Origin of the sequence: Streptacidiphilus jeojiensis (assembly GCF_042510965.1) — a bacterium.
GTDB classification, from domain to species: Bacteria; Actinomycetota; Actinomycetes; order Streptomycetales; family Streptomycetaceae; genus Streptacidiphilus; species Streptacidiphilus jeojiensis.
The window spans coordinates 383148-398418 of record NZ_JBEUKS010000007.1 but is presented as its reverse complement, the minus strand read 5'-3'; the positions used below and the strand labels follow the sequence as shown (position 1 = coordinate 398418).

The 15271-nt window shown below is 70.7% G+C and carries 13 protein-coding genes; 6 read left to right on the top strand and 7 right to left on the bottom strand.

Going from position 1 to position 15271, the window contains the following annotated elements; genetic code table 11:
* The first annotated feature begins 112 nt into the window (after positions 1–112).
* On the top strand, positions 113–349 hold the full coding sequence (locus ABUW04_RS21670) for a hypothetical protein (RefSeq protein WP_380566278.1): 237 nt from the start codon (positions 113–115) through the stop codon (positions 347–349).
* A 116-nt stretch (positions 350–465) separates the two neighbouring features.
* On the opposite strand, the gene ABUW04_RS21665 is transcribed toward ABUW04_RS21670, so the two are convergent.
* From ABUW04_RS21665 to ABUW04_RS21640, 6 genes are all read right to left on the bottom strand, one after another.
* Complete coding sequence (locus tag ABUW04_RS21665) at positions 466–1494, bottom strand: ABC transporter ATP-binding protein (protein ID WP_232242683.1); 1029 nt, start codon at positions 1492–1494, stop codon at positions 466–468.
* Complete coding sequence (locus ABUW04_RS21660) at positions 1491–2564, bottom strand: ABC transporter permease (protein ID WP_380566277.1); 1074 nt, start codon at positions 2562–2564, stop codon at positions 1491–1493. Before ABUW04_RS21660 ends, ABUW04_RS21665 begins: the two co-directional genes overlap by 4 nt.
* Positions 2565–2567: 3 nt before the next feature.
* Complete coding sequence (locus ABUW04_RS21655) at positions 2568–3548, bottom strand: ABC transporter permease (RefSeq protein WP_030261949.1); 981 nt, start codon at positions 3546–3548, stop codon at positions 2568–2570.
* Entirely contained in the window at positions 3545–4675 is a 1131-nt protein-coding gene (locus tag ABUW04_RS21650) for an ABC transporter ATP-binding protein (protein ID WP_380566276.1), read from the bottom strand. The genes ABUW04_RS21655 and ABUW04_RS21650 overlap by 4 nt, the downstream gene beginning before the upstream one ends.
* A gap of 114 nt (positions 4676–4789) precedes the next feature.
* Complete coding sequence (locus tag ABUW04_RS21645; RefSeq protein WP_030261944.1) at positions 4790–6472, bottom strand: ABC transporter substrate-binding protein; 1683 nt, start codon at positions 6470–6472, stop codon at positions 4790–4792.
* A 172-nt stretch (positions 6473–6644) separates the two neighbouring features.
* Positions 6645–7649 (bottom strand): LacI family DNA-binding transcriptional regulator, encoded by a 1005-nt coding sequence (locus tag ABUW04_RS21640; RefSeq protein ID WP_030261941.1) that lies wholly within the window; start codon positions 7647–7649, stop codon positions 6645–6647.
* A 374-nt stretch (positions 7650–8023) separates the two neighbouring features.
* On the opposite strand from ABUW04_RS21640, the gene ABUW04_RS21635 reads away from it, so the two are divergent.
* Both ABUW04_RS21635 and ABUW04_RS21630 read left to right on the top strand, forming a co-directional pair.
* A complete protein-coding gene (locus ABUW04_RS21635) occupies positions 8024–9448 on the top strand; it encodes a GH1 family beta-glucosidase (protein WP_030261939.1) in 1425 nt (474 codons plus the stop codon).
* Between the two features lie 61 nt (positions 9449–9509).
* The gene (locus ABUW04_RS21630; protein WP_030261936.1) at positions 9510–11621 is read left to right on the top strand and encodes a beta-galactosidase; all 2112 of its coding nucleotides are present in this window, start codon (positions 9510–9512) and stop codon (positions 11619–11621) included.
* 147 nt (positions 11622–11768) lie between these two features.
* On the opposite strand, the gene idi is transcribed toward ABUW04_RS21630, so the two are convergent.
* Positions 11769–12341, bottom strand: coding sequence for an isopentenyl-diphosphate Delta-isomerase (gene idi / locus ABUW04_RS21625; RefSeq protein WP_030261933.1), 573 nt, complete (start codon positions 12339–12341; stop codon positions 11769–11771).
* 277 nt (positions 12342–12618) lie between these two features.
* On the opposite strand from idi, the gene ABUW04_RS21620 reads away from it, so the two are divergent.
* The 3 genes from ABUW04_RS21620 to ABUW04_RS21610 all read left to right on the top strand — a co-directional run bounded on the left by ABUW04_RS21620 (position 12619) and on the right by ABUW04_RS21610 (position 15252).
* The gene (locus ABUW04_RS21620; RefSeq protein ID WP_030261931.1) at positions 12619–13374 is read left to right on the top strand and encodes a phosphocholine cytidylyltransferase family protein; all 756 of its coding nucleotides are present in this window, start codon (positions 12619–12621) and stop codon (positions 13372–13374) included.
* Positions 13362–14429, top strand: a complete 1068-nt coding sequence (locus ABUW04_RS21615; protein ID WP_030261928.1) for an iron-containing alcohol dehydrogenase family protein — start codon at positions 13362–13364, stop codon at positions 14427–14429. Before ABUW04_RS21620 ends, ABUW04_RS21615 begins: the two co-directional genes overlap by 13 nt.
* Positions 14430–14520: 91 nt before the next feature.
* Positions 14521–15252: a CDP-alcohol phosphatidyltransferase family protein gene (locus ABUW04_RS21610; protein ID WP_030261925.1), complete on the top strand. Its 732-nt coding sequence runs from the start codon at positions 14521–14523 to the stop codon at positions 15250–15252.
* Positions 15253–15271 lie beyond the last annotated feature (19 nt).

Here is a 15271-nt window from a genome sequence, read left to right as displayed (position 1 = left end):
CCGTTGAGTGTGTCCAGGAGGCCCGGAGAATCGGTTCCCCTACCTTCGCCACGTGCGGGTGCAGCCCCGGAATCCATCCGGCCCCCCGTACCGGCACCTCTGGAGGTAGACCGTGAGCCTTGCTCGCGTGATCGGTTCCCTGGCCCTCGCCGCCCTGCTGGCGTTCTGGCCCGTGCACGCCGCCCGGGCCGACGGACCGCCCGATCCCCGCTCGGTACCGGCGCAGCACGGCAAGGCCCATGCGCAGCACGCACTGACCGAGTTCCCCAGCAGGCGGCCGGTGGCGGTACCCGTGGCCTTGCACGTACCCGTGCCGGCCGCCGATGCCTGCGACGTGACGAGCGGCTGACCCCTGGGAGCTGACCTGCTCGAACTGACCCACGGGAGCTGACCGGGAAAAGGGGACGACCCGGTCGGCGGCTCCCCCTCAAGAGCCGTCGGCCGGGTCGGGCTGGTGCGGGGTCCTCAGGCCCCGGGGTGCAGCCAGCAGGCGACCGTGCGTTCGCCGCCGGTGCGGTCCTCCTCGGTCCGGTCCGCCGGAGCGGCGAGCAGCGGCAGATCGGTGCGGCACGGGTCGAAGGCCTTGGGGCAGCGCGGGTGGAAGGCGCAGCCGGTGGGCATCGAGCGCAGGTCCGGCGGGGAGCCGGGAATGCCGCTGAGCTCGCGCCGCTCCCCGCGCAGCGGCGGGAAGGCGTTGAGCAGGCCGTGGCTGTAGGGGTGCAGCGGGTCCTTGTAGAGCTTGGCCGCCGGGGCCTCCTCCACGATCCGGCCGCCGTACATGATGGCGATCCGGTCCGAGAACTCGACCAGCAGCGACAGGTCGTGGGTGATGAACAGCACCGAGAAGCCCAGCCGCTCGCGCAGGTCGACCAGCTGGCGCAGGATCTGACGCTGCATCACCACGTCGAGCGCGGTGGTCGGTTCGTCCATGATGACGACCTGCGGCTCCAGCGCCAGGGCCATGCCGATCATCACCCGCTGGCGCATGCCGCCGGAGAGCTGGTGCGGGTAGCTGCCGAGCCGGTCGGGGGAGATGCCCACCAGCTTCAGCAGTTCCTTGGCCCGGGCCAGCCGTGCCGACTTGCTCATCTTCGGCTCGTGCGCGGCGATGACGTCCATCAGCTGCGAGGCCACGGTGTGCACCGGGTTCAGCGAGTTCATCGCGCCCTGGAAGACGATCGAGGTCTCGGCCCAGCGGAACTGCCGCAGGCCGGCGTCGCTCAGCCGCAGCACGTCCACCGGGTCGCCGCCGGGCTGGTGGTAGATCACCTTGCCGCCGGTGATCACCCCGGGCGGGGGCAGCAGCCGGGTCAGGCCGTAGGCGAGGGTGGACTTGCCGCTGCCGCTCTCACCGGCCAGGCCGAGCACCTCGCCGCGGTGCAGCGTCAGGCTGACGTCGCGGACCGCCTGGACCGACTCCTTGCCGAGGCCGTAGTCGACGCACAGGTTCTGGATCTCCAGGACCGGCTCCTTGCCGGACACCTTGCTGCTCACTGGGCGACATCCTCACTCGTGCTGGTGGATCCGATCACGCCGGTGCCGGCTTCGGGCTCGTCCGGGATCGGGATGACGACCGGCGTGAAGCCGACCCGCATCCGCACCGGGCGGCCGTCGGCGCCCTTGGCCCCGCGCTCGCCGTTGTTCCGCAGCCGCGGGTTGACGAACTCGTCGATGCCGAAGTTCACAAGCGACAGCGAGGTGCCCAGGATCGCGATGGCGAGCCCGGCCGGGACGAACCACCACCAGGCGCCCTGGGCCAGCGCCTGCTGGCTCTGCGCCCAGTACAGGACGGTGCCCCAGTTCCAGTCGGCCAGGCCGGGGACGCCGATGAAGGCCAGGATGATCTCGCTCATCACCGCGTAGATCATGGTGCCGATGAAACCGGAGATGATCACCGCGCTGAGGTTGGGCAGCAGTTCGAAGGCGATGATGCGCCAGGTCGACTCCCCGGTGGCGCGGGCCGCCTCGATGAAGTCGCGCCGCCGCAGCGACAGCGTCTGCGCCCGCAGCACCCGGGCGCCCCAGGCCCACGAGGTGAAGCCGATGACCAGGCCGACCACGGTCTCGCCGCCGGTGGGCAGGCTGGAGGTGATGATGATGATCAGCAGCAGCGCCGGGATCACCAGGAACACGTTGGTCAGCGCGGACAGCAGGTCCGAGGCGAAGCCGCCCAGGTAGCCGGAGGTCACCCCGATCAGCACCGCCAGCGCGCTGGCGACCAGGCCGGCCAGGAACCCGACGTACATCACGCTGCGGGTGCCGTCGACGACCTGGCTGAAGATGTCCTGGCCGAGGTGGGTGGTGCCGAACCAGTGGTGCCAGGACGGCGCCTGCAGCAGGTCGTTGCTGCGCGCGCTGGGGTCGTAGGGGGTGATGTAGGGGCCGACGATCGCCAGGACCGTGAAGAACAGCAGCAGTCCGGCGCCGACGGCGGCCTTGGGGCTGGACAGGAAGCGCAGATGGCGGCGCCTGGACCGGGTGGAGTCCGGCGCGGTCGCCTCCGGATCGTGCGGGGCTACGGAACCACCCGAGGTCAGGGCGGTGTTGGACGCGGCGGTGGCCATCGCTCAGCCCTCCTTGCGGGTGCGCGGGTCGAGGATCAGGTAGGCGATGTCCGCCAGCAGGTTGGCCACCAGCACGGCCAGCGTGATGCACAGGAACACGCCCTGCATCAGCGGGTAGTCGGTGGAGCCGACGGCCTGCAGCATCTCGTAGCCGATGCCCGGGTAGTTGAAGACGATCTCCACCAGCACGGTGGAGCCCAGGATCTGACCGATCGCCAGCGAGAACCCGGAGACGTTGGGGAGCAGCGCGTTGCGGGCCGCGTAGCTGAACATCACCCGGCGGTCCGACAGGCCCTTGGCCTGGGCGACGGTGATGTAGTCCTCGGAGCCCACGGTGACCATCATGTTGCGCATGCTGAGGATCCAGCCGCTCATGGTGGTGATCACCAGCATCCCCAGCGGCAGCCAGCTGTGCTCGATGGCGCTGCCGATGAAGGTGGTGTCGGCGTGCGGGATCAGCCCGGGGTCGTAGCCGCCGGAGACCGGGAAGGTGCTGCCCACCGCGATGACGGTGGCCACCGTCAGCAGACCCAGCCAGAACGCCGGGATCGAGGAGATGAAGGTGGTGACCGGCAGCACGAAGTCCAGCCGGGAGCCGCGCAGCCAGCCGGACAGCACACCCAGGAAGGTGCCGAGCGCGAAGCTGATGATGGTCGCCGCGCCGGCCAGGCAGATGGTCCATGGCAGCGCGTTGGCCAGGATGGTGGAGACCGGGGTGGGGAAGTTGGAGAAGGAGATGCCCAGGTCGCCGTGGGCCAGCTTGGCCAGGTAGGCGGTGTACTGGTCCCACAGGCTCTGGTGCTTGTTCAGCCCGAACAGGATGTAGAGCGAGGCGATCGCGTGCGAGTCGATCTGGCCCCGGTTCTTGTTGATCAGGGCCATCACCGGGTCGCCGGGTATCAGCCGGGGGATGAAGAAGTTGATGGTGATCGCGGCCCAGGCGGTGAAGAGGTAGAACGCCAGCCGCTGCAGGAAGTACTTCACTCGGACACCTCCGAGGGGGTTTCCGCAGGGGTTTCCGCCTTCGCCGCGGACTCCGCCTTGGCGGGGCCGTGCTCGGCGTCGAAGAGCCAGCAGGAGGCCCAGTGGTCCGGGTTGCCGTCCACCGGCAGCCGCGGCGGCAGCTCGGTGCGGCAGATGTCCATGGCGTGCGGGCAGCGCGGGTTGAAGCGGCAGCCGGCCGGCGGGTCGATCAGGCTGGGAGGCTCGCCGCCCGACGCGTCCACGGTGTCGTCCGGGGTGCCCTCGCCGACGATGCGGTCCGGGTCGGGCGCCGAGCTGATCAGCAGCTGGGTGTAGGGGTGCGCCGGGTTCTGGGTGACGGTCTCGCTGTCGCCGCCCTCCACCATCCGCCCCGCGTACATCACCAGGGTGTCGTCCGCGAAGTAGCGGGCCGAGGCGATGTCGTGGGTGATGTAGAGGATGGCCAGGTGCAGCCGCTCCTTGAGGTCCCGGAGCAGGTTGAGCACGCCGAGCCGGATGGAGACGTCCAGCATGGACACCGGCTCGTCGGCGAGCAGCGCTTCGGGATCGGCCGCGAGGGCTCGGGCGATCGCGACGCGCTGGCGCTGGCCGCCGGACAGCTCGTGCGGGAACTTGTCCAGGTAGCGGGTGGCCGGGGTGAGCTGGACCCGCTCCAGCAGCTCCTCCAGCGCCTGCTGCAGCTCCGCCGCTCCGTTGCCGCCGTGGCCGTGGATCCGCAGCGCCCGGCTGAGGTGGTAGCGGATGGTGTGGACCGGGTTGAGCGAGGCGAACGGGTCCTGGAAGATCATCTGGACCTTGCGGTTGTACGCCCGGAAGCGCCTGCCCCCGCGTACCGTCACCGACGTGCCGTGCAGCCGGATGTCGCCGCCGGTGCGCGGGTAGAGCTGCGCGAGCAGCCGCGCCACGGTGGACTTACCGGATCCGGACTCGCCGACCAGGGCGGTGACCCGTCCCCGGCGGAGCGTCAGGGTGACGTCGTCGACGGCGTGGACCACCCGTGGAGCGCGGGTCATGGCCTGGCGTCCCACTCTGCGCACCGCGAAGTGCTTGGTGAGCCCGTCGGCCTCGAGGACGGTGTCGTTGTCCGGCGGCGCCGGTGGCTGATCTGACGTGTGAGTCAGCGTCATCCCGGTATCCATTCGTGGGTCGGTGCCCCCGGTCCCGCCCCGTGGGGAGACGGGGCGGGACCGGAGCGCGGGAGGGCGATCTGTGCGGTGGTGCGGGTGTTGCCGTGGGGCGTGCTACTTGGCCGGGGTCAGCGAGAGGACGACCTGCAGCGCGTTGGGGATGGTCGGCTGCCCGCCCGCGTACTCGTTGGAGTCGTCCGGCCAGCCGCTCCAGTTCTTGGTGGAGTACTCGGCTCCCACGTTGCCGGCCGAGGTCGGGATCATCGGGGTCTGCTGCACCATGATGTCCTCGATGGTGCTGAGAGCCTTGGCGCGGGAGGCGTCGTCGGAGGCGTTGGCGTAGTCCTTCAGCGCCTGGGTGGCCTGCGGGCTGTTGAAGCGGCCGTAGTTGCCGTTGGGGCTGTCGGTGCCGATCGGCTTGAGGTTGGCGCCGTCCATGATGTTCTCGTAGAAGTCGTACGGCGTGGAGCCACCGTTCGTCCAGTGCATCGCGGCCTGGAAGTTGCCGGCGCCGATCGCCTTGGTCCAGGCGTTCTCGTCGGCCTTGTCGATGGTGGTCTTGATGCCGATCTTGGAGAAGTTGTCGGCGATGATGCTGAGGTCGGTCTGGTAGTCGGACCAGCCGGCCGGGTCGGTCAGGGTGATCGAGACCGGCTTGCCGCTCGGGTCGACCAGGTTGCTGCCGTTGTACTTGAAGCCGGCGGCGGTGAGCTTGGCCTTGGCGCCGGCCACGTCCACGGTGGCGGTCTTGCCCTGGTACTGCGGGGCGATGAAGGAGTTGCCGGCCGGGGTGGGCAGCCCGGTGACGCTGTTCACCAGCGGCTTGAAGTAGCCCGACTCGCCCTGGTTGAAGATGTCCTCGCGGTTGATGACCATGGCCATCGCACCGCGCAGCGCCGGGTTGTCGAACGGCTTGACGGTGGTGTTGATCCACAGGCCGTCCGCGCTCAGGTTCGGCGGGAAGTACAGGTGGTTGTGGGCCGGGTCCTTGGCCGCGTAGATGGTCTTGGCGTTGGGGATGAAGACGTAGGACCACTCGGCCGCACCGCTGGTGAGCGCGGTGGTCATGGTGTCGTTGCCGGAGTACGAGGTGTACTGCAGCTCCTTGACCTTCGGCGCGGTCTGCCAGTAGCCGCTGGCCCGGGCGTCCAGGATGGCGTTCTGGGTGTTGATCGACTTCAGCGTGTAGGGGCCGGTGCCGATCGGGTTGGATACCACGTCCGTGGTCGGGTCCGACATCGCGGACCACTGCTTCTTCTGGATGACGAAGGTCTTCAGCACCTTGGCCTGGGTGACGAACTGGGAGGTGTTGAAGTTGACGGTGACCGTGCTGCCGCTGGCACTGGTGCTGGCGATGTCGAGCGCGTTGAAGTTCAGCGCCGGCTTGTCCTTCAGGATCTGGAAGGAGTAGGCCACGTCGTCGGCGGTCATCGGGGAGCCGTCGGAGAACGTCACACCGCTACGCAGCGTGAAGGTGACGGTCTTGTAGTTGTTGGTCCAGTCCCACTTGGTGGCGAGCCACGGCTTGGCCGCGGCGGCGGGGTTGGCGTCGTTGGGCATCGCCATGGGCTCGTAGATCATGAAGCGGTAGCCGAGGGCCGCTGCCGCGGAGGAGTTGAGGTAGGGGTTGTTGTTGGCGGTCAGCGTCGCATCGGGCATGCCGATCTTCAGGACGGTGGCGCCGCTGGAGGAGCCGTTGTTGCTCTTGGTCCCCGGGTTGCTGCTGCTGCACGCGGCGAGGCAGGTTATCGCCAGGCCGCCGGCGAAGAGTGCGGTGGCGGTGCGGTTGACGCGCATTGATCCCCACTTCGGAAGGTGTCGGATTGAGGGTGTGGCTCACTGCGGCAGGGCACCGTGGGCGGTCCTGCCTGTTCAAGGGGGTGGTGCGACTGCGTTACTGCGGTGTCGGTACTGCGGTTCGGTTCTCGGGTGGTGCGGCTCGTGGTGCAGCGGCCGACAGGCGCTGCGATCAGGTCCGGGACCGGGTGGAGTCGCGGACGACCAGGTGGGTGGGGAGGACCTCCGCGGCGGTCGGCAGCGGGGTGCCCTTGAAGTGCGCGAGCAGCATCCGGGCGGCGGCGTCGCCCATCTCGCGCAGCGGTTGGTGCACGGTGGTCAGCGCCGGCTCGCTGTAGGCGGCCAGCGGCACGTCGTCGAAGCCGACGACGGCCACGTCCTCCGGGATCCGCAGCCCGGCCTCGCGCAGGGCCAGCAGCGCGCCGGAGGCGGAGAGGTCGTTCTGGGCGAACACCGCGTCGAAGGAGGCGCCCGAGGCGAGCAGCCGGCCCACCGCGCTGCGGCCCTGCTCGAAGGTGAAGTCGCCGAGCAGCACGTGCTCCGGTGGCAGGGGGTGGCCCGCCTCCGCGTACTCGTCGGCGAATCCGGCCAGCCGGTCCTGGACGCACCCGAAGCTCTCGGGTCCGGTGACCACGACCGGGCGCCGCCTGCCGAGTTCCAGCAGGTGACGGGCGGCCGAGGCGCCCCCGGAGCGGTCGGTGGTGGCGACCGAGGGGAAGATCGGCTGGTGGCCGCGGTCGTCGATCAGGACGACCGGGAGGCCTGCTTGGTGGAGTTCGGTGATGTAGTCGAGGGTGCCCTCGGGTTCTATCACCAGGAGTCCGTCGAAGGATTTCGCCGAGACCTGCTGGGCGAAGCGGCGCAGCGACTCCTCACCGCGGTTGCAGGTGAACAGCAGCAGTCCGAAGCCCTCCGCCTCGACGACGTCGACCACGCCCTGGAGCACCTGGCCGATCCACGGCCAGGTCAGCGAGGGGACCAGCATGCCGACGATCTGGGTCCGGCCACGGGCCAGACCGACCGCGCCGGCGCTGGGGACGTAGCCGAGCTCGGCGATCACCTGGCGCACCCGGGCGGCTGTGGCCGCGTTGAGCTCACCCTTGCCGTTGAGGACCCGCGAGACCGTGGTCTTGCTGACCCCGGCGTGCTTGGCCACGTCGGCGATGGTGATCGGCACGTCCGCCTCCGTTCGTCATTGATCGGTGGGGAACCGGTTCCGTAACCGGTTTCGTCGGGGAGTCAAGCAGGGTAATCTGCGTCACGTCAATCACGTTCCGGCAACAAAGAGTTAACTCGCCGACCGAGCAGAGAGAGCGCTCTCCGCTTGCCCGGAGCTTGCCCCCGGGCGTGGTTGCTGTCAAGACTCGAAGTCAACGGTGTTGCACGGATGTGACCTGGCTTCACCTCTCGGAGACAAGTCGCGGACAAGCAGGTCTTCCAGCAGGGCTCTTGACGGTCACGGAGGCTGGGCGCAACACTCCCCATATGCGAGAGAGCGCTCTCCCGCAGTGTCCTGCCGCAGTACGCCATCCCGGCCCGAACTGGAGAACCATGACGACCAGCCTCGACCGCTCGTCCGCGTCCGCGCCCGAGCCGCGCTCCGACGCGGGCTCCCGCTTCCCCGTGGACTTCCTGTGGGGCGTCGCCACCTCCGCCTACCAGATCGAGGGCGCCGCCTTCGAGGACGGCAGGACCGCCTCCATCTGGGACACCTTCAGCCGGGTGCCCGGAGCCGTGCACGCCGGCGACAACGGTGACGTGGCCTGCGACCACTACCACCGGATGCCCGAGGACGTGGACCTGATCGCCGGCCTCGGCGTGGACTCGTACCGCTTCTCGCTGTCCTGGCCGCGGATCCAGCCGGGCGGCCGGGGCGCCGTCAACCAGCGCGGCATCGCCTTCTACGACCGCCTGGTCGACCGGCTGCTGGAGCGCGGGGTGCTGCCCTGGGTCACGCTCTACCACTGGGACCTGCCGCAGGAGCTGGAGGACGCCGGCGGCTGGCCGGCCCGGGACACCGCCTACCGCTTCGCCGACTTCGCCGAGATCGCGATGAACCGGCTGGGCGACCGGGTGCGCTGGTGGACCACGCTCAACGAGCCCTGGTGCTCCGCCGTCCTGGGCTACGACACCGGTCGGCACGCCCCCGGCCGGCAGGACTTCGGCGACTCCATGGCCGCCGTGCACCACCTGCTGCTCGGCCACGGACTGGCCACCCAGCGGCTGCGGGAGGCCGCGCCGGAGCCGATCCAGGTCGGCATCACGCTGAACACCACCCACGCCCTGCCGGCCACCGACAGCGACGCCGACCGCGCCGCGGCGCGCCGCGCCGACGGCTTCGGCACCCGGATCTACACCGACCCGCTGGTGCTCGGCAGTTACCCGACCGACGTGGTCGACGAGCTGTCGGCGCGCGGAGTGCACCTGCCGGTGCAGCACGGCGACCTCTCGGTGATCGCCCAGCCGCTGGACTTCCTCGGCGTCAACTACTACACCAGCCACTACTTCTCGGGCACCGCCGAGGACGACTCGGGCGTCGAGGCCACGGCCGACGGGGTGGCGCTGACCCGGCTGGTGCCGCAGGGCTACCCGGTCACCGCCATGGACTGGGAGATCACCCCGTTCGGCCTGACCGGCATGCTGACCAGGCTCGGCGCCGACTACCCCGGCATCCCGCTCTACGTCACCGAGAACGGCGCCGCCTTCGACGACGCGCCGGACCAGGACGGCGAGGTCGAGGACGCCGACCGCACCGCGTACTTCGCCGAGCACATCGAGGCGGTGGCCGCGGCCCGCGACGCCGGCACCGACGTCCGCGGCTACTTCGCCTGGTCGCTGCTGGACAACTTCGAGTGGAGCTACGGCTACGACAAGCGCTTCGGCATCGTCCACGTGGACTACGAGACGCAGAAGCGCACCGTCAAGCAGAGCGGCCGCTGGTTCCGCGACAACATCCGCCGCAGCCGCCAGGGCTGACGGCCCATCAGCAGTTCAGCAGAACGACCGACCACGACTTCCCGCCCCGAGAGGACCCCCTGTGCGCATCGAGCTCCGAGACGGCGTGCTCCACACCGACGGCGCCCCCGGCCTGCTCGCCACTGCCGACTATCCGTACTACCGGGACAACCCGTCGGTGTGGCGGGATCGGCTGCGAACCCTTCGTGACGAGACCGGGATCCGGATCGTCACCAGCTACATCCCCTGGCGGCACCACCAGCCCGAACCCGATGTGCTGCCGGACTTCAACGGCTCCACCCGCCCGGACCGGGACGTGCTGGGCTACCTGCGGATCTGCGCGGAGCTGGGCCTGAGCGTGATCGTCAAGCCCGGCCCGTTCATCCACGCCGAGACCAACTACGGCGGGCTGCCGGACTGGATCTGCCCGGCGCACAACCCCGAGGTCGAGCCGATCCTGGACGCCGAGGGCAACCCCGGCCTGTGGCCCGGGTCCCGGCTCGGCGCCGACGGCAAGGTCGAGCGCTGGCCGCTGCCCGCCCCGCTCGGCGCGCACTTCACCGCCCGGGTGGGCGACTGGATGCGGGCCGTGGGCAAGGAGGTGCTGCAGACCACGACCACCCCCGAGGGTCCGGTCGTGCTGGTGCAGATAGCCAACGAGGGCCTGTTCACGGACGGTTCGCTGCCGCTGTGGGCCTACGACTACAGCGCCTCGGGACTGGCCTTCTTCCGCACCGGGCTGAGCGAGCACTACGGCAGCCTGGACGCCTACAACCAGGCGCACGGCACCGGCCTGACCGACTGGGGCCAGGTCGAGCCGCCGCGCGAGCGGCGCACCGCCTCGTCGGTGCAGGAGCAGCTGGCCCGGGCCGACTGGGGCCGCTACCACGCCGAGCTGCTGGCCGCGGCCTACCACGGCTGGACCGAGGCGCTGGGCCCGGACGTGCCGGTGCTGGTCAACGTCAACCCGCCGGCCGAGCACGTGTACTCCTTCGACAGCTGGCTGTCCCGGGTCCGTCCGGAGCGCTGGAACGGCATCAACTACGGCTTCACCAACTGGATGGGCGTGGTCTCCACCGACCACGACTCGCACGCCCGCTACGTGCTGGCGGCCAAGCGCGCCCCGGGCCCCAACATGGAGGAGAACTGGGGCTTCTCGGAACTCTACGACCGTGCGTACGCGGCCGGGGCCACCAGCTTCCACCAGAGCGTGCTGGCGCTGGCGGCCGGTGCCACCGGCATCAACGTGTACACCGGGGTGGCCACTTCGGGCTGGGGCGAGGACATGGACATCATGCACGCCCCGCCCTACCCGGACTGCCCGCCGATCGACGCCGAGGGCCGTCCCACCGACAAGGCCGGCACGGTCCGGATGCTGGCGGACTTCTTCGACGCGCACGGCGCCGAGTTCCTGTCGGCGGGTCAGGTGACCGGCCCCAGCTGGGCGCTGTACGCGCCGTACGCCGCGGTGGCCGCCTGGACGCCCGAGGAGCAGCCGTCCGAGGCGCTGGGCGGCGCCGCCTGCGGACGCCCGCTGCGGGCCTTCCACGAGCGGATGCGCACCGAGGGCCGGGACTACCGGATCGTCGACCTGGAGTCGGCCGACCCGGACTCGCTGGCCGCCCATCCGCACCTGGTGCTGCACGGCGGCGCGTTCATGCACCGCCGGGTGCAGGAGTTGCTGGCCGGGCACCTGGCGGCCGGCCACCGGGTCGACCTGCTGGGCGGCGAGGTGCCGCAGCTGGACGAGCTGCTGCGGCCGTGCACGGTGCTGGCGCAGGCGCTGGCCGCCCCGGGCCGCGCCGCGGCCGCGGCTGCGGCCGGGAGCGAGCTGTTCGACGGCCCGCAGGTGGTGACCGGCAGCGCCGACGCCTACTGGCGCACCGTGGCCGGGGCCGCCGACACCGGCTACCTCACCGTCCTCATCCAGAGCGACAACGAGGGCCCGGTCACGGTCTCGCTGCCGCTGGGCGGGGGCCGGACCGCGGAGGTGACCGTCCAGGGCGCCAAGGGCGGGGCGGCGGTGCTGCGGATCGTCTCGGGGGGGCTGGGCGACTTCCTGCTCACCGGGCTGAACTCGTTCCTGTCCTCGGCGGTCGTCCCGATGGTCGCGGTGGACGGGGAGAAGGTGGTCGGGCAGGTTCCGGCCGATCTCGCCCGGGTGGGCGGGAGGCTGCGGGTGCTGACCCACTAGGCATCTGCGGCCTGTGCCGGGCTGGGCGCGCAGTTCCTCGCGCCCCTAGGTAGGTGCAACTTCCCGCCGTGGGCAAGTTGCACTATCCAGGGGCGCGGGGAACTGCGCGCCCAGCCATTTACGGTCCGCACCGAGCCCCCGAGGGGACTACCAGCCCGCCCCCGGCAGGAGCTCGCGGACCGCGGGCAGCGCGGCGTCCAGGACTGTGCCGAACCACACCGAGAAGGGCTTCTCCGCCCGCAGCGCGGCCAGCTCGGCCGGGGTCACCAGGCGCACGTCCGCGACCTCGTCCGGGTCGGGGTGCTGCTCGGCCGCGGAGATCCCGACGAACAGGTGGTTGTACTCCTTCTCGACCAGGCCGGTGGTCCGGTCCGGGTGGTCGTAGCTCACCGTCCCCGCCTGCTGCAGCCGCACCGGCGCGGCGCCGAGCTCCTCGGCCGTGCGCCGGGCCGCGGCCGCGAACGGGGTCTCGCCGGGGTAGGGGTGCCCGCAGCAGGTGTTCGACCAGACACCGGGGGAGTGGTACTTCGCCAGGGCCCGCTGCTGCAGCAGCATCCGGCCCTCGGCGTCGAACAGGAATACGGAGAAGGCCCGGTGCAGCTGTCCGGGAGCCTGGTGGGCGGCGTGCTTCTCCGCTGTGCCGATGGTCCGCCCCTGCTCGTCGACCAGTTCCAGCAGGATCTCGGTCGCGGTCAGGGTGGTCGGTTCAGTGGTCGACAATGCAGGACCTTTCGGCGTGGGTCGAGCGGCAGGCGTGGCGGGCGTGCCCCTTGCTGCGGAACAGTCTGCCGTACCGGGCAACCGAGGTCGGCGACATACCGCAGGTTGGACGGGCGGGGTCGGCCCGACCGGGGGCCGAGCTTGTCGGCCGGTGCCGCCGTCCGCGATGATGATCGACACCGCCGTTTTCGGCCGGACGTCCGGGAGCGCCTACGATCGCAACGGAACGCCCGCCCCCAGGCGAGCCACCGTACGCCCCCTAGGACCGGAGAAACCCATGATCGGCCTCGTTCTGGCCGCCGGCGCCGGACGCCGTCTGCGCCCCTACACCGACACCCTGCCCAAGGCCCTGGTGCCGGTGGACGGCGAGCGGACCATCCTCGACCTCACCCTGGGCAACTTCGCCGAGGTCGGGATGAAGGACGTCGCGATCGTGGTCGGGTACCAGGCCGGGGCCGTGTACGAGCGCAAGGCCGGGCTGGAGCGGAAGTACGGTCTGAACCTCACCCTGGTCGACAACGACAAGGCCGAGGAGTGGAACAACGCCTACTCGCTGTGGTGCGCCCGGGAGCTGTTCCGCGAGGGCCTGCTGCTGGCCAACGGCGACACCGTGCACCCCGCCTCGGTGCAGCGCACCATGCTGGACGCCAACGAGCGGCTCACCGCGGCCGGCGCCGCCCCGGGCATCCTGCTGGCGCTGGACACCGTGAAGAAGCTCGCCGACGAGGAGATGAAGGTCGTCGTCGACCCGGCCACGGGGGTGCGCCGGATCACCAAGCTGATGGACCCGGCCGAGGCCACCGGCGAGTACATCGGTCTCACCGTGATCAACCCGCACGCCGCCGACGACCTGGCGTCCGCGCTGCAGGCCACCTTCGAGCGCGACCCGCAGCTGTACTACGAGGACGGCTACCAGGAGATGGTGAACCGGGGGCAGCGCGTCGACGTGCAGCCCATCGGCGAGGTGTCCTGGGTCGAGATCGACAACCACGAGGACCTGGCCAAGGGGCGGGAGATCGCGTGCCGGTACTGACCCGACTCGTCCCCTCCCCGCTGGTCGTCGACATCAGGGCGGGGGCCCTGGACGACCTCGGCACGATCCTGGCCGACCAGCGCATCTCGGCCTCGGGCCGGCTGGCGGTCACCGTCAGCGGCGGCTCCGGCGCGGCGCTGCGCGAGCGGCTGGCACCGCAGCTGCCCGGCGCCGACTGGTTCCCGGTGGCCGGCGGCACCCTGGACTCGGCCGTGCTGCTGGCCGACCAGATGCGCTCGGGCCACTACGACGCGGTGGTGGGCCTGGGCGGCGGCAAGATCATCGACGCGGCCAAGTACGCCGCGGCCCGGGTCGGCCTGCCGATGGTCGCGGTGGCCACCAACCTGGCCCACGACGGCCTCTGCTCGCCGGTGTCCACCCTGGACAACGACGCGGGCCGGGGCTCCTACGGGGTGCCCAGCCCGATCGGCATCATCGTCGACCTGGACGTCATCCGGCAGGCCCCGCCGCGCTTCGTCGCCGCCGGGATCGGCGAGGCGGTCTCCAACATCTCCTGCATCGCCGACTGGGAGCTGTCCTACCGGGAGACCGGCGAGGCCGTCGACGGCCTGGCCGCCGCCATGTCCCGCACCTCGGGCAACATGATGCTGCGCCACCCGGGCAGCCTGGCCGACGACGACTTCCTCGGCGCCCTCGCCGAGGCGCTGGTGCTCACCGGCATCTCCATGAACGTGGCCGGCAGCAGCCGTCCCGCCAGCGGCGGCTGCCACGAGATCAGCCACGCGCTGGACCTGCTCTACCCGACCCGCTCCGCCCAGCACGGCGAACAGGTCGGACTCGGCGGCGCCTTCGCCACCTTCCTGCGCGGGGATCTGGACCTCTGCGCGCAGATGGCGACGGTGCTGTCCCGGCACGACCTGCCGGTGACGGCCGACCAGATCGGCTTCACCGACGAGGAGTTCATCGCCGCGGTGCACTACGCTCCGCAGACACGCCCAGGACGCTTCACCATCCTGGAGCACCTCGACCTCGACCCCACTGCCATCCGGGACGCGTACACCGACTATGTCAAACACGTCAGCACCTCCGCGTAACCACGGCGAGCACGGCGACCGCGACGGCAAGGGCGCCAAGGGCGGCAAGCCGACCCTGGCGGAGTTCCGCGCCGTGGCGCATCCCGAGGGGATGCTCCAGCGCCGCTCCGACGAGCACTGGGCCGGGCGCCTCTACATGCGCAAGATCTCGTCCCGGATCACCCGGCACCTGATCGACGCGCCGGTCAGCCCCAACCAGCTGACCTGGCTGATGATGCTCACCGGCATCATCGGCGGCGCCGCGCTGCTGGTCCCGGGCCTGACCGGGGCGGTGCTCGCCGCGCTGCTGATCCAGGCCTACCTCTGCCTGGACTGCGTCGACGGCGAGCTGGCCCGCTGGCGCAAGCAGACCTCGACCACCGGGGTCTACCTGGACCGGGTCGGCCACTACATGTCCGAGGCCGCGCTGCTCACCGGCGCCGGACTGCGGGCCGCCGACCTGTTCAAGCACGTCGGCGCCGTCAACTGGATGTGGGCCTTCCTCGGCACGCTGGCCGCGCTCGGGGCGATCATGATCAAGGCCGAGACGGACCTGGTCGACGTCGCCCGGATCCGCCGCGGGCTGACCGCGGTCAAGGACTCCGCCTCGGTCCCGCGCGTCTCCGGTGTCGCCACGGCCCGGAAGCTGGCCGCCGGGCTGAAGTTCCACCGGCTGATCGGCGGGGTCGAGGCGTCGCTGGTGCTCCTGGCAGCCGGGATCGCCGACTTCGCGCACGGAGACCTGTTCTTCACCAGGCTCGCGGTCGCGATCCTGGCCGGGATCGCGATGCTCCAGACCGTACTGCACTTGGTTAGCATTGTGCTGTCAAGCAGGCTCAAGTGAGCGCGCGGGCCCGGGCGGG

What these genes read in the sequence shown, in the direction of transcription:
- ABUW04_RS21660 (WP_380566277.1), bottom strand. Translation starts at nt 2,564, where the DNA reads ATGGCCACCGCCGCGTCCAACACCGCCCTGACCTCGGGTGGTTCCGTA.
- ABUW04_RS21650 (WP_380566276.1), bottom strand. Translation starts at nt 4,675, where the DNA reads ATGACGCTGACTCACACGTCAGATCAGCCACCGGCGCCGCCGGACAAC.
- ABUW04_RS21645 (WP_030261944.1), bottom strand. Translation starts at nt 6,472, where the DNA reads ATGCGCGTCAACCGCACCGCCACCGCACTCTTCGCCGGCGGCCTGGCG.
- ABUW04_RS21635 (WP_030261939.1), top strand. Translation starts at nt 8,024, where the DNA reads ATGACGACCAGCCTCGACCGCTCGTCCGCGTCCGCGCCCGAGCCGCGC.
- ABUW04_RS21620 (WP_030261931.1), top strand. Translation starts at nt 12,619, where the DNA reads ATGATCGGCCTCGTTCTGGCCGCCGGCGCCGGACGCCGTCTGCGCCCC.
- ABUW04_RS21610 (WP_030261925.1), top strand. Translation starts at nt 14,521, where the DNA reads ATGCTCCAGCGCCGCTCCGACGAGCACTGGGCCGGGCGCCTCTACATG.